Source organism: Devosia epidermidihirudinis (assembly GCF_000971295.1).
In the GTDB taxonomy this organism is placed as follows: Bacteria; Pseudomonadota; Alphaproteobacteria; order Rhizobiales; family Devosiaceae; genus Devosia; species Devosia epidermidihirudinis.
In genome coordinates this window covers 656,714-681,619 of record NZ_LANJ01000011.1, presented here as the reverse complement: position 1 = coordinate 681,619, position 24,906 = coordinate 656,714, and the positions used below count along the sequence as shown (strand labels likewise).

Annotated in this window: 20 protein-coding genes; 6 read left to right on the top strand and 14 right to left on the bottom strand. The window is 61.1% G+C overall.

Features of this window, described 5'->3' with window-relative positions; all coding sequences use genetic code 11:
- Nucleotides 1-103: 103 nt before the first annotated feature.
- Genes cimA through cysS form a run of 4 tightly spaced genes read right to left on the bottom strand, consistent with a single transcriptional unit; the run spans nucleotide 104 to nucleotide 4,116 of the window.
- Nucleotides 104-1,720 (bottom strand): citramalate synthase, encoded by a 1,617-nt coding sequence (cimA, locus tag WH87_RS06470; protein WP_046138002.1) that lies wholly within the window; start codon nucleotides 1,718-1,720, stop codon nucleotides 104-106.
- A 10-nt stretch (nucleotides 1,721-1,730) separates the two neighbouring features.
- A complete protein-coding gene (locus tag WH87_RS06465; protein ID WP_046138003.1) occupies nucleotides 1,731-2,222 on the bottom strand; it encodes a GFA family protein in 492 nt (163 codons plus the stop codon).
- Nucleotides 2,222-2,701, bottom strand: a complete 480-nt coding sequence (locus tag WH87_RS06460) for a GFA family protein (RefSeq protein ID WP_046138004.1) — start codon at nucleotides 2,699-2,701, stop codon at nucleotides 2,222-2,224. The genes WH87_RS06465 and WH87_RS06460 overlap by 1 nt, the downstream gene beginning before the upstream one ends.
- Nucleotides 2,698-4,116 carry a cysteine--tRNA ligase gene (cysS, locus tag WH87_RS06455; RefSeq protein ID WP_046138005.1) on the bottom strand — a complete coding sequence of 473 codons (1,419 nt, stop codon included), beginning with the start codon at nucleotides 4,114-4,116 and terminating at the stop codon, nucleotides 2,698-2,700. Before cysS ends, WH87_RS06460 begins: the two co-directional genes overlap by 4 nt.
- 504 nt (nucleotides 4,117-4,620) lie before the next feature.
- Here cysS and WH87_RS06450 point away from each other — a divergent pair.
- The 4 genes from WH87_RS06450 to WH87_RS06435 all read left to right on the top strand — a co-directional run bounded on the left by WH87_RS06450 (nucleotide 4,621) and on the right by WH87_RS06435 (nucleotide 7,657).
- Entirely contained in the window at nucleotides 4,621-4,944 is a 324-nt protein-coding gene (locus tag WH87_RS06450; protein ID WP_046138006.1) for an ArsR/SmtB family transcription factor, read from the top strand.
- On the top strand, nucleotides 4,944-6,839 hold the full coding sequence (locus WH87_RS06445; RefSeq protein WP_046138007.1) for an ABCB family ABC transporter ATP-binding protein/permease: 1,896 nt from the start codon (nucleotides 4,944-4,946) through the stop codon (nucleotides 6,837-6,839). The genes WH87_RS06450 and WH87_RS06445 overlap by 1 nt, the downstream gene beginning before the upstream one ends.
- An 11-nt stretch (nucleotides 6,840-6,850) precedes the next feature.
- Nucleotides 6,851-7,153, top strand: a complete 303-nt coding sequence (locus tag WH87_RS06440; RefSeq protein WP_046138008.1) for a hypothetical protein — start codon at nucleotides 6,851-6,853, stop codon at nucleotides 7,151-7,153.
- Between the two features lie 165 nt (nucleotides 7,154-7,318).
- Nucleotides 7,319-7,657 carry a hypothetical protein gene (locus WH87_RS06435; protein WP_052726261.1) on the top strand — a complete coding sequence of 113 codons (339 nt, stop codon included), beginning with the start codon at nucleotides 7,319-7,321 and terminating at the stop codon, nucleotides 7,655-7,657.
- A 6-nt stretch (nucleotides 7,658-7,663) separates the two neighbouring features.
- On the opposite strand, the gene WH87_RS06430 is transcribed toward WH87_RS06435, so the two are convergent.
- Nucleotides 7,664-8,041 (bottom strand): type II toxin-antitoxin system death-on-curing family toxin, encoded by a 378-nt coding sequence (locus WH87_RS06430; protein WP_046138009.1) that lies wholly within the window; start codon nucleotides 8,039-8,041, stop codon nucleotides 7,664-7,666.
- Nucleotides 8,042-8,047: 6 nt separating this feature from the next.
- Nucleotides 8,048-8,287, bottom strand: coding sequence for a type II toxin-antitoxin system Phd/YefM family antitoxin (locus WH87_RS06425; protein ID WP_046138010.1), 240 nt, complete (start codon nucleotides 8,285-8,287; stop codon nucleotides 8,048-8,050).
- Between the two features lie 109 nt (nucleotides 8,288-8,396).
- Here WH87_RS06425 and WH87_RS18895 point away from each other — a divergent pair, with 109 nt between their 5' ends.
- Nucleotides 8,397-8,867 (top strand): GNAT family N-acetyltransferase, encoded by a 471-nt coding sequence (locus WH87_RS18895; protein ID WP_052726262.1) that lies wholly within the window; start codon nucleotides 8,397-8,399, stop codon nucleotides 8,865-8,867.
- A gap of 62 nt (nucleotides 8,868-8,929) precedes the next feature.
- Here WH87_RS18895 and WH87_RS06415 read toward each other — a convergent pair whose 3' ends face one another.
- The 8 genes from WH87_RS06415 to WH87_RS06380 form a co-directional block, all read right to left on the bottom strand.
- Nucleotides 8,930-12,310 (bottom strand): efflux RND transporter permease subunit, encoded by a 3,381-nt coding sequence (locus WH87_RS06415; RefSeq protein WP_052726263.1) that lies wholly within the window; start codon nucleotides 12,308-12,310, stop codon nucleotides 8,930-8,932.
- Nucleotides 12,311-12,315: 5 nt separating this feature from the next.
- Nucleotides 12,316-13,581, bottom strand: a complete 1,266-nt coding sequence (locus tag WH87_RS06410) for an efflux RND transporter periplasmic adaptor subunit (protein WP_052726264.1) — start codon at nucleotides 13,579-13,581, stop codon at nucleotides 12,316-12,318.
- 15 nt (nucleotides 13,582-13,596) lie between these two features.
- A complete protein-coding gene (locus tag WH87_RS06405) occupies nucleotides 13,597-14,145 on the bottom strand; it encodes a PadR family transcriptional regulator (protein ID WP_046138011.1) in 549 nt (182 codons plus the stop codon).
- 132 nt (nucleotides 14,146-14,277) lie between these two features.
- Nucleotides 14,278-15,108: a 3'(2'),5'-bisphosphate nucleotidase CysQ gene (gene cysQ / locus WH87_RS06400; RefSeq protein WP_052726265.1), complete on the bottom strand. Its 831-nt coding sequence runs from the start codon at nucleotides 15,106-15,108 to the stop codon at nucleotides 14,278-14,280.
- A 1-nt stretch (nucleotide 15,109) separates the two neighbouring features.
- Nucleotides 15,110-15,982, bottom strand: coding sequence for a carboxylating nicotinate-nucleotide diphosphorylase (nadC, locus tag WH87_RS06395; protein ID WP_046138012.1), 873 nt, complete (start codon nucleotides 15,980-15,982; stop codon nucleotides 15,110-15,112).
- A gap of 110 nt (nucleotides 15,983-16,092) precedes the next feature.
- Nucleotides 16,093-17,364, bottom strand: a complete 1,272-nt coding sequence (locus tag WH87_RS06390; RefSeq protein WP_046138013.1) for an AGE family epimerase/isomerase — start codon at nucleotides 17,362-17,364, stop codon at nucleotides 16,093-16,095.
- Nucleotides 17,365-17,593: 229 nt separating this feature from the next.
- Entirely contained in the window at nucleotides 17,594-18,547 is a 954-nt protein-coding gene (locus tag WH87_RS06385; protein ID WP_046138014.1) for a class 1 fructose-bisphosphatase, read from the bottom strand.
- A 339-nt stretch (nucleotides 18,548-18,886) separates the two neighbouring features.
- Nucleotides 18,887-23,572, bottom strand: a complete 4,686-nt coding sequence (locus tag WH87_RS06380) for an NAD-glutamate dehydrogenase (RefSeq protein ID WP_046138015.1) — start codon at nucleotides 23,570-23,572, stop codon at nucleotides 18,887-18,889.
- A 308-nt stretch (nucleotides 23,573-23,880) separates the two neighbouring features.
- Here WH87_RS06380 and WH87_RS06375 point away from each other — a divergent pair, with 308 nt between their 5' ends.
- Nucleotides 23,881-24,903 (top strand): sulfate ABC transporter substrate-binding protein, encoded by a 1,023-nt coding sequence (locus WH87_RS06375; protein ID WP_046138016.1) that lies wholly within the window; start codon nucleotides 23,881-23,883, stop codon nucleotides 24,901-24,903.
- Nucleotides 24,904-24,906: the final 3 nt, after the last annotated feature.

Genomic DNA, 24,906 nt, shown 5'->3' with positions numbered 1-24,906 from the left:
GCCGCCGCCCCTAGGGTGAGCGCAAGAGGTTTTTTCGGAGCGGTATCGGCCAGTTTGTCCTCCCAGACATGTGCCGCAGAGTCGTCGAAACGAAACTGCCCGGTTAAGCCACTTCTACTGTCGAATCCTGCGTCGCCCCAGTTTTCAGCAGCTTGTAAGTGATGGATTCATACAGAGCTTCAAACGATGCATCAATGATGTTGGCCGACACGCCGATCGTATACCAACGTTCACCGGTGCCGTCCCGGCTTTCAACCAGTACACGGGTGACCGCGCCCGTGCCGCCGTCCAGAATACGGACTTTGAAGTCGACAAGTTCCAGATCTTCGATTCGCGTGGAATACTTGCCCAGGTCTTTGCGCATGGCCAGATCGAGCGCGTTAACGGGGCCGTTGCCTTCTGCCACCGACATCAGCAATTCGCCATCGACGCGGATCTTGACCACCGCTTCGGTGACGGTGATTTCCTCGCCCTGCGCATTGTGGCGACGCTCGACACTTGTGCGGTAGTTTTCGACGGTGAAGTAGCTCGGCAGTGTGCCCAGCACTTCATGAGCGAGAACCGCAAAGGACGCATCAGCGCCGTCATAGGAATAACCACGAGCCTCGCGCTCTTTGACCGTCGCGAGGATACGCTCCAGTCGTGGGTCATCCTTGGCCAGGGTGATGCCGTGGCGGGCGAGGGCCGTGATCAGGTTGGACTTGCCGGCCTGCTGGCTGACCATGATCGAGCGTTCATTGCCCACGCTTTCGGGCGGAACGTGTTCGTAGCTCGAGAAATCCTTGAGCAGGGCCGAGGCATGGATACCCGCTTTGGTGGCAAAGGCCGACGCACCGACATAGGGCGCCTGCTTGACCGGCGCGCGATTGAGGCGATCTTCGAAAGCCCGTGAGATCTTGGTCAGACGGGACAGTCGATCCGCGTCGATGCCGGTTTCGAGGTGATCGGAAAAGACAGGCTTCAGCACCAGAGTAGGGATCAGGGTGATGAGGTTGGCATTGCCGCAGCGTTCGCCGATGCCGTTGAGCGTGCCCTGGATCTGGCGGACCCCGGCTTCGACCGCTGCAAGGGTGTTGGCCACGGCCTGACCGGTGTCATCATGCGCGTGGATACCCAGGCGCGACCCCGGCGCAACTGCTAGCACACTGCTAACAATGGCGCGGATTTCCGATGGCATTGTGCCACCATTGGTGTCGCACAGCACAATCCAGCGTGCACCCGCATCGAGCGCCGTCTTGACGCAAGATAGGGCATAGTCCGGATTGGCCTTGAAACCGTCGAAGAAGTGCTCGCAATCGATCAGCGCTTCCTTGCCGGCAGCAACGGCAGCGGCGACGGTTTCGCGGAGGTTGTCGAGGTTTTCCTCAAGCGAGATTTCAAGCGCAACCTTGACCTGCTGGTCCCACGCCTTGGCGACAAAGCACGTGGCGTCGGCCTTGGACTGGATGATGGCTTGCACGCCCGGATCGTTCTCGACGGAACGGCCGGTGCGCTTGGTCATGCCAAAGGCAGTGAAGGTCGCACGGCGCGTGCGCTTCTGCTCGAAGAACTCGGTGTCGACCGGGTTCGCGCCGGGATAGCCGCCCTCAATATAGTCAACGCCCAAACCTTCGATCAGCCCGGCAATAGAAATCTTGTCCTCAAGCGAGAACTCGATGCCGGCGGTCTGCGCACCGTCGCGCAGGGTTGTGTCGAAGATATAGAGGCGTTCTTTGGACATAGTCTTTTCTCTAACGCGGAAGCGGCCAATCGGCCGTGTCGTGGTCGGGATGTTGGTGGTTTGTGGCCTTTATGGCCGAGGCCCATTTTTCCTGGCCTGTTTCGGTGGCACCGCCATCTGGAATGCTGGTGAGCGATCGAAACCAGCTCACTTCTCCTTCCTGCCCGGTATTGGCCCCGGGCGGAAAGAGGTCCGGATTGTCCAGCGAGCCGATGGTGAGGTTCACCCGGTTGCCGGTGATGTCGTCGTAGAACAGCGGCGTGCCACAGTCGCGGCAGAAGCCGCGGTCCACATGGTCCGAGCTGCGAAAGCGGGCAGGGGTGCCGCGCGTCCACACCAACGTCTCGCGCGGGGCAGCGACCAGCGCGGCAAACACATTGCCAACGGCCTTCTGGCACATGCGGCAATGGCAGATGTGGGAGTTATCCATCATCTCAGTGGTGTGATAGCGCACGGCGCCACATTGGCAGCCGCCGCTCACTTCCAGCGCGTAGCGATCCATCAGGAATGCTCCTTGGGTGGCCAATCGGTGGTGTCGTGATCAGGATGCTGATTGGAATGAATGCCGGCGAGGAAGTCGCGCCATTCGTCACTCGTCTCGGTCCGCACAGGCAGGCTGGTCAGCGTGTCGAACAGTGGCAGCTTGTCGGCTAGGTTGACCTGAATGACCGGCGCGGCATCCATGGGGTTGTCAAAAGCACCAATCGCCAGCTCCAGCCCGAAGCGCGTCTCATAGGCCAGAGGCGTGCCGCAATCGCCGCAAAAGCCACGGCGGGCCGAATTGGAGGACTGGAACCACTTGGGCTCGCCGCGCGTCCACGTGGCGTTATGCGCAGTGGCCAGGGGACCAAAGAATCCACCGAATGCCTTTTGGCACATGCGGCAGTGGCAGATGGATGGACGGCCCAGCCGCGTCACACGAAACCGTACGGCGCCACACTGGCATCCACCTGTCAGTTCCGGGGCGGCTGGTGTGCTCATCGCTTGCTCTCCCACTTTGTCCGGCGCTCGCCGGTTTCAGGATCCTTGTAGTCCATCAGCGCGATGCCCTGCTCGGCCAGCTCATCGCGGAGGCGGTCGGCCTCGGCGAAATTCTTGGCGTTGAGCGCCTCAAGCCGCTGGGCGATAGCCGCTGCGATATGGGGAGGCTCAACCCAGCCGTCGTCTGACGTGAGAAGGGTGTCGAGGCCGAAGCCGAGGAACGTCAGTGTCGCCGCCAGCCGGGCCTTGAACGCCTCGCCGCCCTCGCGTCCGGCCAGCTTGGCCAAGGCATCGATGGCCACCGAGGCGCGGTGGAAGTTGAGATCATCCGAAAGGGCGGTGATCACGGCTTCATCGGGTGCTTCGGTGTCGGAGGGTTCGGCGTCGCGGGCAGCGCGCTGCCAGTCGCGCAGCTTGCCTTCGGCCTCATCCAGACGCTTCACCGAAAAATCGATGGGCTCGCGGTAATGCGTCATCAGCATGGCCAGGCGCAGCACATCGCCGGACCAGGCATGGCCGCCCATGGCACCGGTCTGCAGCAGATCATTGATGGTCACGAAGTTGCCCAGGCTCTTGGACATCTTCTGGCCTTCCACCTGCAGGAAGCCATTGTGCATCCATACGGTCGCCATGGCGTGGGTGCCATGGGCGCAACGGGACTGCGCGATTTCGTTTTCGTGGTGCGGGAAGATCAGGTCCAGACCGCCGCCGTGAATGTCGAAGGTCTGGCCAAGATAGCGCTCGCTCATGGCCGAGCACTCGATATGCCAGCCCGGACGGCCACGACCCCATGGGCTATCCCAGCCCGGCTCGTTGTCCGCCGACTGCTTCCACAGCACGAAATCTGCGGGGTTCTTCTTGTGGGCCTCAACGGCAATGCGTGCACCGGCCAGATTGTCTTCCAGATTGCGCCCTGAAAGTTGGCCGTAGTCGGGCATCGACTTCACATCGAACAGCACTTCGCCGGCGGCGTTGTAGGCGTGTTCCTTGGCGAGCAGGTCGCTGATCAGCGTCTGCATCTCGGCGATATTATCGGTGGCGCGTGGCTGGATGGTGGGATCGAGTGTGCCAAGGGCAGCCACATCCGACAGGAACTGATCTTCCGTCCGCTCGGTGACGCGGCGGATCGCCTCGTTCAGTGGCAGATTGGGGAAATCACGCAGGGCGCGCGCGTTGATCTTGTCGTCGACGTCCGTGATGTTGCGGACATAGGTGACCTGCTCAGCGCCATAGGTATGTCGCAGCAGTCGGAACAGCACGTCGAATACGATGACCGGCCGCGCATTGCCGATATGGGCAAAGTCATAGACCGTGGGGCCGCACACATACATCCGCACATTGCTCGGATCGAGCGGCGTGAAGGGGGCTTTGGTGCGGGTCAGCGTATTATAGAGCGTGAGCTGCGGCGTGGTCATAAGGGTCCGGTCCTGGCCATGCGGATTTGCGCGGGCAGACGGGGCTCTTCGAGTGTCAGATATTTAGGATGAAGAAGACCGCGCCGCCAACGAGTGGTTAGCAGGTAATAATGCAGCAGTTAATCAGAATGAACTGGGTCTTCATGGCGCGCATGTTTGAACGTCCGCCGCCAGAAAATCAAGCAGAAACAAAAAAGGCGGCCCCTGAGGACCGCCCAATCGCTTTGGAGGCGAACTGTTGTCAGTCACGGCAGGTGTTTGGGGCACTGGCCGCGTCTGATGAGGGAGCATGGCTTTCCCTCGGCTTTGACAGTGGCACGACGGCGTTGTCGTCCCAACGTCTACACGGGAATGTTACCAAGCATTGCAACGCCTTAGAAACACCCCCTATATGGCTAGTCACACCACAATACCGGCTAAATGCGGGCTCATCGGCAGCAGGGATTGACCTTGGGTCCCAGAGTCACCATTTTCCATCGTAATTCACCGATCAAAGTAGCTCAGATGCGCGACGACGACATTGCCAATACCATGCGAGCGCTGGGGCATCCCGTGCGGCTCAACATCCTGCGCATCCTGGCCACCCAGCAGCGCGGCGAATGCTGCTGCGCCGATGTGACCGAAGAACTGACGCTTGCCCAATCCACCGTGTCTCAGCACATAAAGGTGCTGCTCGACGCCGGCCTAATCGAGCGCAAGCCACGCGGCACGCGCAATTGCTACATTGTCCAACATGACCGGCTTGCCGCCCTCGGTACCGCCTTCACCGGTCTTGTCGTCGGTCTGGGGCCTGCAGCGGCCCCACAGCGGGAAGCGGAACAGGCCTGATGAGCCTCGATCAAAGCGAAAAGAAGCCGTCCGTCGCCGCGGACGAGGGTTCCCTATTTTCTACGGTCAAGAACCTGTGGGGCTATATGTGGCCCGAGGGGCGGCCGGATCTGCGCATGCGGGTCATTCTGGCCATTGGCGCGCTAATGGTCAGCAAGGTCGCGACCACGCTGATCCCCTTTGCCTATAAGGGCATTATCGACAGTCTCGACGGCTCCGGGCCTGACAGTGCGCTGGTGCTCGGTCTGGCCGTGCCCATCGTTCTGGTCATCGCCTATGCGCTGGGCAACGTGATTGATGCCGGTTTCCAGCAATTGCGCGACGTGCTGTTTGCCAGCGTTGGCCAGCATGCCGTGCGCAAGCTGGCGCTGCAAACCTTCCACCACATGCATCGCCTGTCGCTGCGCTTTCATCTGGCGCGCCGCACCGGTGGCCTCAGCCGCGTTATCGAACGTGGTACAAAGGGCATTGAAACCATCGTGCGCTTCACGATGCTCAATATCGCCCCGACCATCGTCGAATTCGCCATCACGGCGGTCATCTTCGTCTGGATGTTCGGCGTCAGCTATCTTGGCGTTCTGATCGTCACCATCTGGGGCTATCTGTACTTCACCATCAAGGCGTCGAACTGGCGTATCGCGATCCGTCGCGACATGAACAATTCCGACACCGACGCTAATTCCAAGGCGATCGACAGCCTGCTCAACTATGAGACGGTCAAGTACTTCGCCAATGAGAAGATGGAAGCCGAGCGCTTCGACAAGGCGATGGCGGGCTATGAACGCTCCGCCATCCGCATCTGGACCTCGCTGGGTTTCCTCAACTTCGGTCAGGCCGTCATTTTCTATGCGGGCTTCCTCGTCATTGCCATCATGTCCATCGTGGGCGTGATGAACAAGACGCTGACGCTGGGCGACTTCGTGCTGCTCAACACCTTCCTGATGCAGATCTATCGTCCGCTCAACTTCATTGGCTTCGTCTATCGCGAACTGCGCCAGGGCCTGACGGACATCGAAGAGATGTTCAAGCTGCTCGACCAGAACCCCGAGATCGAGGACAAGCCTGACGCGCAGCCACTGGCCATTACTGGCCCGGTGATCCGCTTTGACAATGTGACGTTCCACTATGATGAGGAACGCCCCATTCTCAAGGGCGTGAGCTTTGAGGTGCCCGCTGGCAAGACCGTTGCCATTGTTGGCCCCACCGGGGCAGGCAAGTCGACCATTTCGCGGCTGCTGTATCGCTTCTACGACGTCACTGGTGGCTCGATCACCATTGACGGGCAGGATCTGCGCGACGTGACCCAGTCGAGCCTGCGTTCGGCCATCGGCATGGTGCCGCAGGATACCGTGCTGTTCAACGACACCATCGGCTACAACATCCAATACGGTCGTCCCGGTGCGTCCGATGAGGAAGTCCGCGCTGCCGCCGCCATGGCGCAGGTTGGTCCCTTCATCGAGGCACTGCCCAGGGCCTATGACACCCCGGTCGGCGAACGTGGGCTCAAGCTGTCAGGTGGCGAGAAGCAGCGCGTGGCCATCGCCCGCACCATTCTCAAGGCACCGTCGATCCTGATCCTCGATGAGGCGACCTCGGCGCTCGACACCAAGACCGAGCGCGATATCCAGTCGGCTCTCGACGTGGTGTCCAAGAACCGGACCACCGTGGTCATCGCCCATCGTCTGTCCACCGTCGTCAATGCGGACGAAATTCTCGTCCTGCGCGACGGCGTGGTGGCCGAGCGCGGCAATCACGTTGCCCTGCTGGCCCATGATGGTCTTTACGCCCAGATGTGGAGCCGTCAGCGCGAGGCCACCGAGGCCGAGGAAAAGCTGCTCGAAACCGCCAACGATCCGGATGGGTTCGTCAAGCGTGGCACGCCGGCCGCAGAGTAGGGGAGAGCGCGATGACGCCATGGTGGGATTATCTGCTGGCCGTCGTCGCGCCGCTCTTCCTCATCAACGGCATCCCGCATTTTGTTTCCGGCCTGATGGGCCGGAAATTCCCCACGCCCTTCGTCGGTGGCCCGCCCAATTTCGACAGCGCTACGCGCAACGTGCTCTGGGGCGGCTCAAACCTGCTGGTCGGCGGCATTGCGCTGTGGCTACTGCGCGACAGCGTGAGCAATCCAATCATCTTGGTCGAAATGATCGCCCTGGCCTTCGCCGCCGCACTGGGCCTCTCCCGCATTTTCTCTCGGCTGACCTAACTGCTGAAGGGTGGTGTGCAAGGGCGGGGAACTGGGCTACTCTGGCGATGGCCAGTCCGGCCCAACCTGCCGCCGGGTTAAACGGACCAGAACATCACGGTGCGACCTCGTTCACGGTCGGTGCGTAATCGGCGGACATCGGCCCAGGAACGACCGGATCGTGCCATGTCCATCACAGTTGATCGCGATAGCTTCGCCACCTTCAAGCACGCCCTGCGCGAAATCTGCCCTCAGTTGCGCTCATCCCACGCCGACGAAGCGCTCGCCGCCGCCCTCGGGTTCAGAACCTATGCGGCGTTTCAGTCCGCGCTTGTTGCTAGCGAGGCGGGGGGTGTCGCAGAATTCGACCAGCCTCGTCTCATCGCCCGTCTGCACGAGTTGAACTACGCCATCGAGCCAGACGACGTTTCAGCATTGTTCAGGCGCCATGCGGAGATCATGCATGACCGCATCTGGGAGAATATCCGTAGCCTCGCAATTCGCCCCGCTAACGATAATGGGTGACACGAACTAGACTAGCGGCTCAGTGTGTTGGTGCAGCCAGGCCTCGATGACGTCCTTGCGGAATGTCCCGGCTTCGAGGTGGCTGAAGATGAACACTTCCAGTTCATCATTGCTGGCAGCAATGTCGACACCGTTGAGCTGCAGGTAGAGTTCAACGCAGGCATAGGCGACGCGCTTGTTGCCGTCGATGAAGCCATGGTTCATGGCCATGCTTTCCCACAGCGCGGCGGCCTCCTCGATCACGTCGGAGTAATACCCGGTCTGCGGACGGAGCAGGGCTGACTCGATCAGCCCCGGGTCGCGAACCCCCTCGGCGCCACCAAAGGCTTTCAGCAGAACCTCATGGATGTAGAGAACTTCATCGAGGGTAAGATAGCTGGGCATGGTCGTCTACTTGGCAAGGGCTTCGTAAAGCGACTTCCGCCGCTCAAGGCTGCGGGCCATCAGTGTTTCAACCAGCGGGCGAACCTTGGGTGCGGCCTGTTGGGCCGTGAGCGCGGCATACTGCTCCGGCGACACAACGATTGCCACGTCGCGGCCGTTTTTCTGGATGCGAACGGGCTCTGCCTGAGCCATTTCCAGCACCTGCCCAAACTTGTTCTTTGCATCGGTGGCAGTGATCGCGGCCATGATGGAAACTCCTTGGCTAAATTAGCTAAGGCTAAAATAGCTAAAATGGCTAAAAGTTCAAGGCCTGGATCAACTTGTCGAACCAGAGAACTGCAGCCACACTCCCCTTATGCCCATCACCATCAAACCAGCCCAACCATCAGACCGCTCAAGCATAGCCAATCTGATCCAACTCTACCTCTACGACATGACTGAGTTCATGCCGTTTCCTGTCGGCGCCGACGGGAGGTATGAGTATGACTTTCTCGACAGGTTTTGGCGATTTCCATACCTCATCTACGAGGGTGAGGAGATCGCGGGTTTTGCCTTCGTCATCGATGAATGCCCGCTGACAGGGCGATCGAATTGCTACTTTATGGCCGAGTTTTTCATTCTCACGGCCTACCGGGGGCGAGGTTTTGGCAGCGCCGCGTTGCGCGCTATCCTCGCCAACCATCATGGAGAATGGCACCTTGGCGTCCCGATCCAAAACACGGCAGCCCTGGCATTTTGGCAAAAGTCGCTAGCGCCCATAAGCGAGCAGTGGCGCGACCTTGTGTTTGAGGGGGACCGCTGGCGGCTAAACGCCTTCACAATCTAACACTGCCCCAAACAAAAAGGCCCGCATTGCTGCGGGCCTTTTCTTGTTCTTGGGTCGCGGGACTATTCGGCGGCTTCTGGGCGGTCGGGGCGGCTGACGATGGTGACGCCGTCCTTTTCCGTTTCCACGAGGCCGTCATTGTCCTTGAGGCCTGCATCTGGGCTGACGATGTAGCGCTTGGCGCCATCGGCATCGGCGGGGATCTCGACGGCCATGCCGTCAAAACCAGCAGGCACGGCCTGGGCAGCCTGACCGCGATTGCGGACGAAGTCGCCGAGGCGCCCGAACTGATGGCTGACCCACTTGATCTGGTCGAGCAGCACATTGGGTGCAACGACCATCACCGGCACCATGACCAGGGTCAGGGCAGTGGAGACGAACAGGCCCGAAACCAGTGCGGCAGACAGGTGGATGAACCACGAGCCAGCCAGGCCGCCGACCACGATCTCGCGGCGGATGAAGTCGAACTCGACATTCAGCGCCATCGGGATCACGCCCAGAGCGGTCACGGTCGCGGTCAGGAGCACCGGACGAACGCGCTGGCTGATGGTGATCAGCATCGCCTTGACCGGCTCGACATGCTCTTCGCGGTGGTAGTGGTTGTAGGTGTCGATCAGAACGATGCCGTTCTTCACCACGATACCCGCCAGTGCCACGATGCCGAGGCCCGTCATGATGGCCGAGAAGCTCATCCCGGTCACCACCATGCCCAGCATCACGCCCGCAATCGACATCACCACAGTCATCAGGGTCACGACGACCTGATAGAAGCTGTTGTACTCGATCAGCAGGATGAGAGCGATCAGCGCCAGCGCCGAGAACAGCGCGGTGACGATGAAGGCATTGGTGTCGTCAACCTGCTCGGCAGCACCGCCATAGACGATCTTGACGCCTGCGGGCCATTCCTGGCCTGCCTGCCAAGCCTTGATCTGTTCGATCTTGGCTTCCGAGGTCACAGCCTCACCGGCCGCATTGGTCGGATTGAGGTTGGCGGCCACGTTCATCGAATAGACGCCGTTGCGACGCGAGATGTTGGCAACTTTTGGCACAGCGGTACGCTGAATGAAGTTCGATACGGGCACGAGGCCCTGTGCCGTCACCACGCGCATGGAGTCGAGGGCATCGAACGTGCGTTCGTCCTTCGGCAGGCGAACACGGATATCGAGTTCGTCGCCACCATCGTCTGGACGATAGCTACCCAGCTTTACGCCGGCCGTCAGAAGCTGAACATAGGGGCTCAGCTCGCGGACGCCGATGCCATACTTGGCAGCCGCTTCACGATCGATCGTCACTTCCCAGTCGATGCCGGGGGCAGGGCGGCCATCTTCAACGTCAATGGTGTCGCCCAGCTGGGTCTCGATGTAGTCACGCAGCTTGCCAACCGCCGGGGCGATGTCGGCATAGACATTGCCTTCAACGCGCAGGTTGATGGCCTTGCCAGCTGGTGGGCCGTTTTCCTGAGCGGCGATCTGCACTTCCAGACCCGAGATATTGGCAACGCGGTCGCGAATGTCCTGGAAGATCTCGGCCGCCTTGACGCGGTCGTTATACGGCATCAGCTGCAGGTTAAACGAACCGATGGTGTCCGGTGGGGAGCTTCCGCCCAGTCCACCAGCGCCGCCACCAAAGCTCATCACTTCGTCCTGAATGCCAGGCACCTGCAGGATCTGTGTTTCCACCTCGACCAGCAGATCGCGGATTTCCGACGGCGAGTAGTTGCCGCGCGTGATCACGTTGACCGTGCCGAATTCTGGCTCAGAAGCCGGGAAAGCTTCGGTGCCGGTGGGGTTCATGATGTAGGCGGCAAACATCATCACGACGAGGAAGAAGCCAACCGCCAGCGTTATGATCGGTTGATGGATCAGATGCTCCATCGTGCGGACATAGACGCCGGTGACGCCCCCAACCTTTTTGGGATCGAACTTGTCGGCATACATCACGATGTCAGCGGCTTCCTTGGCCTTCGGATCCACATGGGTCGAAGCAATGAAAGCGCCGATGATCGGCATGAAGATCAGGGCGGAGACGAGCGAAGCGCACATCACCACGATCACGATGATCGGCAGGTAGCTCATGAACTTGCCGATGATGCCGGGCCAGAACAGCAGGGGGATAAAGGCACCCAGCGTGGTCAGCGTGGCCGAAACCACCGGCACGAACATCTTGCGAGCGGCCAGGATGAACGCTTCCTTTTTGGAAACGCCTTCCATCAGCTTTCGCTCGGCGTACTCCACCACCACGATGGGATCGTCCACTAGAACACCCACGGCCAGCACGAGGCCGAACATGATCATCATATTGATGGTCATGCCCATCATCTGCACGACGAGGAAGGCGATCATGAACGAGATCGGGATCGACATGCCGATCATGATTGCAGGGCGCACGCCCAGGGTGGCGATACAAGTGATCAGCACCAGCGCAACGGCGGTCAGAACGGCGGCTTCAAGCGAGCGGAACAGACCCTTGGTGGAGTCTGCCTGATCGATCAGGAAGCTGGTCTCGATGCCCTGCGGCCAAGCGGAGGTGAAGGCCTTGGTGGTCGCGCGAACATCATCAGAGACGGTGATGACGTTGCTGCCCAGCTTCTTGATCACGCCCAGCGTAATGGCTGGCTGGCCGTTCACATGGGCATAAGAGGTCGCGTCTTCGAAAGTACGGGTAACAGTGGCGACGTCGCCAAAGGTGACGACGGTATCGCCAGAGGTCTTGATGGGCAGGGTGTAGACGTCCTGCACATTCTTGATCAGGCCGGGCACTTCCACGTTGAACGAACCCTGGCCGGTATCTAGCACGCCTCCGGGCACAACCATGTTGTTGCGCGCGAGAGCGTCGAACAGCTGGGAAGCGGTCAGATCGTAGGCTTCGAGGCTGTTCAGGTCGATCTGGACTTCGAGCACTTCATCGCGCGAACCCGACAGGGTCACGCTCTGAACATTGCCCATACCCTCAAGTTCTTCCTTGAGATCCTTGGCACGACGCACGAGTTCGCGTTCCGGCACCGAGCCATACACTGCCACCGAAATGGTCGGCATGTCGGTGAAGGAGATTTCGGTCACGGTAGGCACAGTCGCGTCGGTCGGCAGGTCGCCAGCGATGCCGTCCATCTTGGCGCGGATATCGGAGAGGGCCTTGTCCTTGTTGGCGTTCACGTTGAACTCAAGGAACACCGAGGCATGGCCGGTCGTCGAGGTGGAGGAGTAGTTCTCCAGCCCGTCGATTTCCTTGATGCGGTCTTCGATCGGCTTGGCGAGCAATTGCTCGGCGTCACGCGGCGACACGCCGGTCTGGGCAACCGAAATGTAGAAGTAGGGGATGTCGATGGCCGGGAAGCTTTCCTTGGGCAGCGACGTGTAGGCCGCAAAACCGGCCCCCAGCAGCAGCACCATGATTGTCATCACGACACGCGGCATCCTCAGGATGCGTTCGATGAAGTCGAGCATGAGTCTCAGCTTTCCGTTGTCTTGGGGGCTTCAACATTGGTTGCGTTTACGGTCTGGCCGTCCACGACGTATTCCTGGCCCACAGTGATCACGTCGACCGATGCAGGCAGACCCAGCACCCACACGCCCTGGCGCGTATCGCTGGCGATCTGGACTGGGTAGAACTTCACCACGTTGTCAGCGACAGTGCTGACGCCCATGACGCCATCATCGTTCAGCGTCAGGACAGACTGTGGCAGCAGGTGTGCAGGCGCAGAGCCCATCAGCACAGTTGCCGTCGCCGACACGCCATCGCGAATGTCGCCATTGGGGTTTGGCAATTCGATTTCGACGGGGAAGGAGCGGGTGGCTGGGTCGGCCGTTGCCGAAATGTAGCTCACCTTGCCTTCGGCATCCTGGCCGTTGATCGTGGTCACTTTGGCCTCAAGACCAAGCTTGGCCAGACCAATGCGTACTTCGGGGACCTGGCCGATGAACACCATTGGGTTCAGCTGCACGATGGTGGCGCAAGGCTGGCCAGCAGACAGCATCGAGCCGGTCACAGCCAGAGGGTCCTGCACAACGCCAGCAACCTTGGCGTGGATCGCGGTGCGGTCCAGCTCGGCCTGGGCATTGTCGAGGCCGGCCTGTGCGGCGCTGATGGACGCCTTTGCGGAGGTCAGGGCAACTTCGGTGGTGCGGGCAGTGTTGGGAGCAGCAAGGCCCTTCTTGCGCAGCTCGGCATTGGTATCGAAATCAGCCTGGGCCTGGGCAAGACCCGCATTGGCCTGCTCGAGGCCGGCCTTGGCCTGCTCGACGGCTACAGCACGAGTGCCGCGATCCAGCGTGCAGAGCAGATCGCCAACGGCAACCGTCTGACCCTTGGTGACGCTGACCGAATCGACAATGCCAGAAGTTTCAGCCAGTGAGCTGACGGTCGCCTTGGCCTGAGTGCGGCCACGCAGCGGAACCTCGATGGTCATCGGCTGGGCAACATAGGTCGAGGTGCGGACCGACTGCTTGGGCGTATTGGCGCCATTATTGGCTTCATTACGCTGGGCGATTGTCAGGGCGGGGTCGAACGAAACCTCTGAGGGGTGTTCGGCCAGAATGCCGGCATTGCCGAGCTGGGTCGCGATTGGACCATGCTCTTTGCCTTCCAGCACAGAAACAATGGGGCGCTCGCCGTTACCGGGGCCGTTGCCGCCGATCACAAGGCTACCCGTGGCGAGCCACAGCCCGGCGACCACAAGGATCACGAACGCTACGCCGTATGAGAAATATGCACGCATGGAGATTTCGCCCTCTTATTCAGCCGCGTCTTTTTTCGGCTCGGCTCGCGCCATTGTGATCAGCTCGTGCATATGGGTGCGCAAATACTGTTCTGCAACGCCCATAATTGCACGTCCGTAGTTGATGACCCACTTGTCTGCTGCATGGCAGCCAGACCCTGTGGGTACGCCGTCGAGTTTTTCTTTCGCAGCAACAGTCTGTTGCAAGTAGTCGTTGACCCGCTCTTCGACGAGTTCGGGCGGCAGAATGCGGGCGTAGCGTGCGAACAATAAAAACGGGCTGCGCAGTGTATCTGGCGCCAGTGGTGCGAGCAGCTCATCGGCAAATGCCGTGCGGCCTGCTTCGGTGATCGAATAGACCTTCTTGGATGGCTTGCCGCTTTGCTGCTCAGTGCGGCTGGTCACCAGGCCTTCGTCTTCGAGCTTGGCCAGTGCGGGATAGATCGAGCCAAAGCTGGCCTCGATAAAATAGGCGCATTCGCCTTCCACGCTGAGCCGGCGGATATCATATCCGGTTGCCTCGCCCTCATAGAGGATCGACAAACACAGAGTTCTTACATTCATGAGCGCTTACTCCGCCGGGCATATGCCGGGCCGATATATGCTGGCTCTGTATATGCTCGCCGAGTGAATCGCAAGATATTCGCGAGGCGGTCGCTTGAGTGAGTTAAGATCGCGTTGCGGGACGCTCGCGTGTCACGCCAGGATCTTCGTCATCTCCGCTGCGGCCCGTCGGGCCAGTTCCATACTCGCTGCAGCAACGAAGTATGGGTTCAGGAAGTTCTGCGTCTGCTTGCCATAGCTCATGCGTGAGCCATCGAGCGTCACAACCGCACCGCCTGCTGCTTCAAGCACAGCTTGGCCCGCAGCGGTGTCCCATTCGCAAGTTGGCGTAAACCGCGGGTAAAGCTGAGCATCGCCCCGCGCAAGCAGGCAGAACTTCAGCGACGAGCCGACCGACACGTCCTGTTCCACCTGGAACGTCTCGCACAGCGAGGCCAATGCAACATGTCCATGTGACCGGCTTGCGACAATCCGCATGGGGGAGACGTTGGACACTGTAATGGGGCGGTTGTCGGTAACGACGCCGGTCTTGGTGTTGCAGTAATAGGCGCCGTTGGCGTCGCCCACAAAGGTTTCGCCGGAAACCGGCGCCAGAACGATGCCGATCACCGGCAGGCCGTTCTCCACCAGCGCGATGTTCACGGTGAACTCGCCGTTGCGCTTGATGAATTCCTTGGTGCCATCGAGCGGGTCGACCACGAAATAGCGGTCTCCCAGCTCAGGGATGATCCCTGCGGCCACGCTTTCTTCGCCCAAAACTGGAATGCCCGTTGGCTTGAGCAGGGCGAGGATAATGGCTTCGGCGGCGGCGTCCGCCTCAGTCACCGGGGAGCCATCTGACTTCGTCTCGGTTGCAATGGGCCGCGAATAGATGTCGAGGATCACCTTGGCCGCCGCAATGGCTGCGTACAGCGCGAGGTTGGTCAGGTTCTGATCGGTCGGCGCCTGGGTGACTGGCAGCATGTTAAACCCCAATCTCGACATCAAGGCCCAGATCGAGTGGCTTGGCAGCCATGGTGATCTGGCTGGTGGAGATGAAATCCACGCCCGTCTGGCCGATGGAATGCACGCGGTCGAGCTTGACACCGCCAGATGCTTCCAGCAGCGCCCGACCGGCATTGATCGCCACGGCCCGTGTCAGCGTCTCATTGTCCATATTGTCGAGCAGCACGATCCGCGCACCGGCGGTCAGGGCTTCTTCCAGCTCGGCCAGCGTCTGCACTTCAATCTCGATGGCCACCAGATGCCCGGCAAATGCCTCGGCGGCCTTGTAGGCGGCCGTGACGCTGCCCGCGACGGCGATGTGGTTGTCCTTGATCAGGATGGCGTCATCGAGCGAATAGCGGTGGTTGGCGCCGCCGCCGCAGCGCACGGCGTATTTCTCAAAGGCGCGCAGGCCCGGTGTTGTCTTGCGCGTATCGCAAATCTGCGCGCCGGTGCCCACAACAGCGTCGGCATATTGCCGCGTCAGGGTGGCAATGCCACTGAGGTGATTGAGGAAGTTCAGCGCCACGCGCTCTGCCGACATCACCAGCCGGGCAGGGCCCCTCACACTTGCCACCAAGCCGCCGATTTCGACCTTGTCGCCATCGGATAGTGCAGGGGTGAACACCACGCCATCGCCCACCAGGCGGAATGCCGCCGCAGCCAGATCAAGGCCCGCAACAATGCCGGGCTCGCGCGCCGAAATGCTGGCGGTGGCTTTTGCTTGTGGGGTGAGGGTCGCCTGGCTCGTCAGATCGCCCGCCAGTCCAAGGTCTTCCTCCAGCGCGGCAGAGACTGCGCGGTCCACTAACAGGCGGGGAAGCTGGGCGGGGAGGCGGTCGGAAAACAGCATGGGCAAAGTCTCTCTGCTATGCTGGTCATGTACGCGCGGCGGCCACGCCTTGCAACAGCGCGCGGTGCCCACAGTAAATCTGAGCGGGCACCGTGCTTTTCATGTTCGCTTTAGTGCGCTTGTTTGACCGTGTGGTCGCCCTGGATAATTGCCGAGGTCAGGGTGCCTGTCGCCGGATAGAGCGGAATGAGGCAGGCCTGCAGTGCGTGATAAATGTCAGGCTTGCCGACAAACAGGCGGGAGGTCGGGCGCAGGTCTTCGGTCAATTCGCTGAGCCAGCCGCCGCGTCCATGGTCGATCACGTGATTTTCGGCATAGTCCCAAAGCTTGCGATACCAGATCTGGAAATAGTCATCGCGGTCATGGGTGGACAGAACAGCGGCTGCGGCAATCGCCTCGCTTACCGGCCACCAGAGCTTTTCGCGCATGATGGGCTTGTTGTCCCAATCGAGCGTATAAAAGAAGCCGCCATGCTTTTCGTCCCAGCCGAGGTCAACGGCCTGGCGGAACAGGTTGCGTGCCGCATCGGTCATCCAGGACAGGCGCTTGTCGCCCAGCGCCCACAGCTGGAACAGGAGGCGCGACCATTCCAGCCAATGGCCGGGTGTCGTGCCTGAGGGGCGGAACATCTCGTTGCCCTCATAGTTCTTGTCGAGCACCCAATTGTCATCGAAATGCTCGGCAACGCGGTGGTCCATCGGAACGGCGTTCTTGGCGATGATCAGGTCGGCAATGCGCTCGGCCTTGGTCAGATAGTCGCGGTTGCCGGTCGCCTCAAAGGCCGCCATCAGCGCTTCGGTCATGTGCATATTGGCGTTCTGGCCGCGATAGGGCAGCAGCGTCGACCAATCCTGATTGAACTCGTCGCGCACCGCGCCACGCTTTTCATCCCAGAAGCGCTCATTGATAACCTTGGTTACATCGGCGATCATCTGATCGGCCAGCGGATGGCCCGCAATCTTGGCGCTCGACGCGGCCAGCAGCACGAAAGCGTGGCCATAGGCCTGCTTGCCGCTATCCTTGTAACCATTGTCATCCAGCGACCACACGTAACCGCCATGTTTCTGGTCGCGGTGCTTTTCCCAGATATAGCGCATGCCATGGTCGACCAGCTCGTCCGAGCCGGGACGCCCGATCAGGCTGCCAATGGCCGCGCAATGGACCATGCGTGTCGTAACGTGGATCTGACGGATGGCATTGTCACCGCCCAGCGGCTTGCCATCTTCGTCCAGCTCGTAAAACCCGCCCTTGGGATTGATCGATGGGGCCTCGAAGAAATCATAGAGATTGTTGGCCTGCCGCATCAGATATTGGCGGTGGAACGGGCGAATGCTCCACAGGCTCGAATTGGTCTTGGGCAGGGTGAATGGCGCGTCGGTCATGCTGGCTCCCGGCCGGCATGTGGGGGCGCCGGCTGATCTATTGACGATCTATATCGGGGGTTTAGCAACGTTGCAATTTGGGGCGGTGGATTTTTGTTGGGGGGAGGATACCCCCTCCTAGCCTCCCCCTGAAAAGGGGGAGGAATTTGTCCGGTGCCTAGGTTCGATAGAGCTCAAACTCAATCTGTTCCTCCCCCTGTTCAGGGGAGGCTAGGTGGGGGTACTCTTTTCAGTCGAGCGACCGATACAGCCCCTCGACCCGCGCGACTTCTTTGGCCGAGCCGAGGATCACCGGCACCCGCTGGTGAATGTCGGTCGGCACGACATCGAGGATATCCAGACGCCCCGTGGTCGAGCGCCCACCCGCCGCCTGCATCAGCAGTGCCATCGGATTGGCCTCATAGAGCAGACGCAGGCGTCCACCTTTGCTGACGGTTTCGCTGTCGAGCGGATAAAGGAATATCCCGCCGCGCATCATGATGCGGTGAATGTCGGCCACCATCGAGCCGACCCAGCGCATGTTGTAGCGCTTGCCCGCGCTGCCCGTTTCGCCCGCGACGTTCTCGGTCACATAGCGCCGCGTTGGCTCATCCCAGAACCGCTCACGGGCGGTGTTGATCGCGTATTCCGCCGAGGCCTCGGGGATACGTGGGTTGTCTGCCGTCAGCACAAATTCGCCGTTCTGGTTGAGCGTGAACACGGCCACGCTGGTGCCAAAGGTCAGCACGAGACTCGTCGCAGGACCATAGGCAGCATAGCCCGCCGCCAGCTGCGCTCGGCCGGTTTGCAGCAAGCCACCAGCGGACGGTAGCACCGAAAAGATCGTGCCGACGGTGACGTTCACATCGAGGTTGGATGAACCATCCAGCGGGTCGGTCGCCACCAGATATGCGCCGCCATTGTCGAAGGTGACAGCCTCATCGAGCTCTTCCGACACCAGAATCGAAATCTCGGGATTTTGCTCTATGTGCTTGAGAACAATGTCATTGGAGATGACATCGAGCGCCTTCTGCGCCTCGCCCTGCACATTGGTTTGTCCCGCCAGCCCGGTATGCCCGGCGATCGACGCCGTGCGCAGCTCGGCCGCAATATCAATGCTTGCCGCCGCCATGCTCGCCACAACACTCGCCAGCTTGGGATCAACAGGCTGCGCAGCAAGCCATTGGGCAAGGGTCGTGGTCATGAAAAACACTCGGGCTGAAAAGGGAGGTTTAGTGTCCCATGAGGGCAGCGGGAAACAAGGCCGACTTTCGGATGGGGGGCAACGACCTCATAGTGAGCTTGTCGAACCACGAGGTCGTGCGAGTGGAGCGGATTGAGTACCCCGACCTCGTCCTTCGACGAGCTCAGGATGAGGTCTCGGTCGGTGTTGTGCACTAAATCACCCCACCCACCGGGCTGCCCTCGGACTTGATCCGAGGGCCACTTTCAGTGCGGCATGGGCGGCCAATGGTCCTCGGGTCAAGCCCGAGGACAGCCCGTGGATTATGGCAGCGATGCGCCTCACCCACCAGCCTTCCCCTCAAACCTCCCGCGCCAAATCTGCCAACAACCCCGCCGCCACACTTAGCCGCGACACAGTCAGCGCCCCTTGCGTCAGCTCGGCCACTGCCGCTGCGGTCCGCTCGATCCCGGCTTTGCGCTGGGTGCGCCATGTTGCCAGGCGATGGGCGACGGCGCCAGTATCGGCTTTCAGCACGTCGGCGGTCAGGTCGCGTTGGGCGCGCATCAGATTGGCCAGAGCGCGGTCGAGCGCCATGCGATCGAAGCGGTCGGTGAGGACAATGGCACGGCCTTGCTCGATCACCGGCCAGAGGGCAAACGCCGCGAAGACGCCGAAGAATGCCGCAGCGCCATCGGCCACTGATACGCCCGCACGCTCGCTGACCACCACGATATCGCTGGCATAGCTGAGCACAGGCAGCTCGGCGATCCGTTGCGCCGTCTCGGCGGGTACACCCTTGCCGATAAGATCGGCGACTTCTGCGGCAACGGCATCGCCGAGGGCAGAGGGCAGGGCGCTCGACAACATGCTGCGGAGTGTCGCCACACCTTCGCGATGGCGCTCAGCCAGTTCGGCCAGCCCATGCGTCACATCGGCATTGCGCAGGAACCAGAGGGTTTCCTGGCGCAGCAGCGCCGCGACCTCAGCATAGAGCCGCAGCTGGACGTGGCCTTCGACCCGCCCATCGAGCGCGTCGATCAGGTCGTGAAGGCTGCTCAGCCCATAAGCGTCGCGCGTGGCAGCATAGGCCAGCGCCACTTCGCCCGGGCTGGCGCTGGTGGCCGCTGTCAATTCGCTGACGAATGCCGGGCCACCATTGTTGATCATGGCATTGGCCAGGACGGTCGCAATCACTTCGCGCTTCAGACGGTGCTGTGCCACGGCTTCCGGATAGGCCGTGTGCAGCGTTTCAGGGAAGTAGCGGTAGAGCTCGCCCGCCACATAGGCGTCGTCGATCGAGTGCCCTTCCAGCAGGTCCGCATAAAGCGTCAGCTTGGCATAGGCCAGGATCACGGCCAGCTCTGGCCGGGTGAGGGCCTGTCCGCCCGCTGCCCGCGCATCCAGCGCCGCATCGGTCGGCAGGAATTCCACGGCTCGGTTGAGCAGTCCGCGTTCCTCCAGCCGCTCGATCAGCTCGCGGTGGTCTGGCAGTGCTGCCAGCCCCTCGCGCTGGGCCAGCGACAGCGCCAGTCCCTGCAGATAGTTATTGCGGAGGCAAAGCGCCGCCACCTCGTCGGTCATCGTCTCAAGGAAGCTGTTGCGTGCGTCCATGCCCAGCGTGCCGTTTGCCAGCACTGGCGCCACGGCGATCTTGATGTTTACCTCGAGATCGCTTGAGTTCACGCCGGCCGAGTTGTCGATGGCATCGGTGTTGATGCGCCCGCCGCCCAGCGCATATTCAATGCGTCCGCGTTGCGTCACGCCCAGATTGGCGCCTTCGCCGACCACCTTGGCGCGCACCGCATTGCCGGTGACGCGGATGGCGTCATTGGCGCGGTCGCCCGCATCGGCGTCGCTTTCCTGCGTGCTGCGGATATAGGTGCCGATGCCACCAAACCACAGCAGGTCTACCTCGGCCTTGAGAATGGCCGTCATCACTTCAGCTGGCGTGGCGTGGTCGGCATGCAAACCCAGCACGGACTTGATCTCGGCGCTGAGCGGGATGGATTTGAGGCTGCGCGAGAACACGCCACCGCCTTGCGAAATCAGTCCCTTGTCATAGTCCTGCCAGCTGGAGCGGGGCAGGGCGAACAGGCGCTGCCGTTCGGCAAAGCTGGTAGCCGGATCTGGGTTGGGATCGAGGAAGATATCGCGGTGGTCAAAGGCTGCGACCAGCCGCGTCTGTCGGCTGAGCAACATGCCATTGCCGAACACATCGCCGCTCATGTCGCCTACGCCAGCAGCGGTGAAGGGTTCGCTCTGGATGTCGCGGTCCAGTTCGCGGAAATGCCGCTTCACCGACTCCCAGCCACCACGCGCGGTGATGCCCATCTTCTTGTGGTCATAGCCCGCCGAGCCGCCCGAGGCGAAGGCATCACCCAGCCAGAAGCCACGGCCGGTGGCGATGGCATTGGCCGTGTCCGAGAAGCTGGCCGTGCCCTTGTCGGCGGCGACCACCAGATAGGGATCATCGCCATCGCGTCGCACCAGATCGCGTGGCGGCACCACAGCACCATCCACCAGATTGTCGGTGACATCGAGCAGCGAGCCGATGAAAATCTTGTAGGCCTCGGTGCCTTCAGCCTGGAACGCATCGCGCGGCATTCCGGCCACCAGATGCTTGGGCACAAAGCCGCCCTTGGCGCCAACTGGCACGATCACCGCATTCTTGACCTGCTGGGCCTTTACCAGCCCCAGCACTTCGGTGCGGAAATCCTCAGGACGATCCGACCAGCGCAGGCCGCCACGGGCAATCGCGCCAAAGCGCATGTGAATGCCCTCGACGCGCGGTGAATAGACCGAGATTTCGCGATAGGGGCGCGGCGCGGCCATGCCCTCGACCTTGCTGCTGTCGAACTTGATGGCCAGCGCGGGCATGGATTGGCCGGCCTCATCGCGCTGGAAGGCATTGGTGCGCACGGACGCATCGATCAGATTGAGGAAGCGCCGCACGATTGTGTCTTCATCCAGCGAGGCCATGGCGTCGAGCGCGGCGGCAATCGCAGCCCGAGCGCTCTCTTCCGAAGCGGTGCGATTTGCGAGTTTGGGGTCATGCAGCGCATCGAACAATGCAACCAGCCCTGCCGCAGCGCTGGACTGTTTCACCAGAACATTGGCAATGTAGCGCTGGGAATAGGAGGTCCCGATCTGCCGCAGATAGCGCGAAAACGCCCGCAGCAGCGCCGCATCGCGCCACACCAGATTGGTCCGCGTTACCAGCGCATTGAGCTGGTCGCTCTCGGCCAGCCCGTCCCACACGGCCAGCAGGCCTTCTTCAACCGCAGCGCCGCGGTTTGCCACGTCAAATCCTGCCTCGACCGGCTCAAGCACCATATCGTGCAGATAGCGTTCAACGCCGTCGCGCGGCACGATGGTGTAGGTCCGTTCGTCGATCACCCGGAAGCCAAAGGCTTCGAGCATCGGGACGCGGTCGCTCAGCGGAATGGCGCTCTCGCGGTGGTAGAATTTCAGCCCCAGCGAGCCATCAGCACCCGAGCGGGCCCGCAGCTTGATCGCAATGCCAGTGCCGTCACCCAGTTCGCGCAGCACCGCGATATCGACCAGCGCATCGTCTGCCGAATTGCGCGACTGATAGGCCGGGGAGAACGCCCCGCGATAATCGCTGATCGCCGCCAGATCGGTGGCGATGGCGGCGAGCATGTCGCCGAAATTGCTGGTCAGAGCATCGACGCGCGCTTCAAGTTCGGCACGGCTTGGGCGTGGCGTGGCGCCACTCACCCGGCCGATAATGACATGCAGCCGCACCAGTTCCCCCTCGGGGAAGTGCGGGTAAAACGCTGAGACGCGGCCATCATAGACCTGCGCCAGATAGCGCGTGATGCGGGCGCGGGCTTCGCCGTCGTAGCGGTCGCGCGGCACGTAAACGAGGATCGAGACGAAATTGTCAAAGCGGTCGATACGCGGCAGAACGCGGGCACGAGGCCGATCATAGAGCCCGGCGATGACCAGAGCGAATTCGTGCAGCTGCGCCACATCGATCTGGAACAGTTCGTCGCGCGGATAGCTGTCCAACGCGCTCAGCAGCGCTCGCCCGTCATGGCCCAGCGGATCAACGCCCGACTTGCGCATCACCTCGGCGATTTTTCGGCGGATGATCGGCACTTCGGTGTGCGGCGTGGCCTGTGCCTGGGCGGTGAACAATCCCACTACGCGGAGTTCGCCGGCTACCGTACCGTCGGCGGCATAGAGCTTGATGCCGACATAATCCATATGGGCACGACGATGCACCAGCGAGCGCACATTGGCCTTGGTCACCAGCAGCGGTTCACCCGAGGCGAGGAAGGCGGCGTGCTGGGGCGTCGATTCCACGAAGTCTGCGCCGCTGCGCAGTACCTTGAAATTGGGGTCCCGCAGCACACCCAGCCCGCTATCGCCCACCGGCTCCAGCCCGCTGGCGGTGGCGTGATATTCGCGCGTGCCAAGGAAGGTGAAGTTGTGCTCGATCAGCCATTCAAGGAACCGCAGGGGCTCATCGTTTTGGGGCGTGCTGTGCTGGGCAAGATCGCTGATGGACCTGCGCAGGCGATCCAGCATGGGTTGCCAGTCGCGCACGGCGCGGCCAACAGCGGTCATGGTCACTTCGATTTCTTCGACAACCGCATCCAGCTCGGCAACAGGATCGCTGTGAATATGCAGGACGCTCAGGGCTGGTCCGGTTTCGCCCTCGACCCGAACGACGGGGTGGGAGAAGAGCCGCACACTGCCGCCAGCCGCGCGCAAAGCTGCCAGCGCGCTATCGACGATGAACGGCATGTCCTGAGAGATAATGTCGATGACCAGCGGATCACCAGACCGGGTAGGGGGCGTTGCGGTGATCTGGCTCTGCTCGCCGGAATAGTTCAGCACGTTCTGATAGGAGCGGCGCAGGATGGCTTCGAACGCCGCGGGTTCCTGCCGACGCAGGTCTTCCCCGTCGGTTGCCTGAACGGTGGCGACAAGGAAACGCGCGAAACCGGCATCCTCCGTCGCAAGCGCTTCGGCTCGATCCAGCAGAGCTGGCCGGTTCGGATTACCCTGATCCATCGTCACATCTACTCCCAATCTCGCACAGTCACTCTAACAGGGACTTGCGCCCTGTCTGCCCACCCTTCGCACTATAGTGTGCCAAGGCGATGCCTCGGTGACACCTGCCGGGCGTTTCAGGCGTTTATTGGGTAGGGGTATGAATTTGCGCCAAGCTCGCAGGATTGTGCGTGGCGGCGAAGTTTTTCTCGACCTGTGTCGTATTGAAACAAAAAAGTTCTTCGCTAGCCTCAGCAACGTTAAGCCGCGCCTTGCGATACACTATTGGTCTGGTAGTCTTTAATCATCGATCTCACCGGGAGACAGAGATGAAGAACGCATCGAAATTCATAGCCTATTCCGCTCTCGCCGCGTCCCTGACCTTGGGCTTTGCTGTTACTGCGCATGCGCAAGACCGCACGCTGATCAATGTCAGCTATGATCCAACCCGCGAACTCTACCAGCAGTTCAACGAGGCCTTCGTAAAGCACTGGCAGGCTGAAAAGGGTGAGACTGTCGCCATTCAGACCACGCATGGTGGCTCGGGCGCACAGGCCCGCACCGTGATCGATGGACTTGAGGCCGACGTGGTCACCCTGGCGCTGGAGAGCGACATCAATGCCATCGCCGATGCCGGCACCGGTCTCATCCGTGAAGACTGGCGCGGCACGTTCGAAAACAATAACGCGCCCTATACCTCGACCATCGTGTTTCTGGTCCGCAAGGGCAATCCAAAGGGCATTTCAGACTGGGGTGACCTGACCAAGGATGGCGTTGAAGTCATCACGCCAAATCCAAAGACTTCAGGTGGCGCGCGCTGGAACCTGTTGGCCGGTTGGGCGTGGGCCAAGGCACAGCCCGGCGGCTCTGATGAAACCGCAAAGACCTATATCACCGAGCTCTACAAGCACGTCCCCGTGCTCGACACTGGCGCGCGTGGCTCCACCACCACCTTCGTGCAGCGTGGCATTGGCGACGTTCTGCTCGCCTGGGAAAACGAGGCCTATCTGGCGCTCGAAGAGCTCGGCCCTGATGCCTTTGACATCGTGACCCCGTCGGTTTCCATTCTGGCCGAACCTCCGGTTGCGGTGGTCGATGGCAATGTGGACAAGAAGGGCACCCGCGATCTGGCCGAAGGCTACTTGCAATACCTTTATTCCGATGAAGGTCAGGCTATCGCAGCGGCGAACTTCTATCGTCCGTTCCACCCAGACAAAGCCAATCCTGATGACATTGCCCGCTTCGGCAAGGTCAACCTTGTAACCATCGAAGACTTTGGCGGCTGGCGCAAAGCGCAGCCCGAATTCTTCGGCGACGGCGGCGTGTTCGATCAGATCTACACCGCCCCATAATCT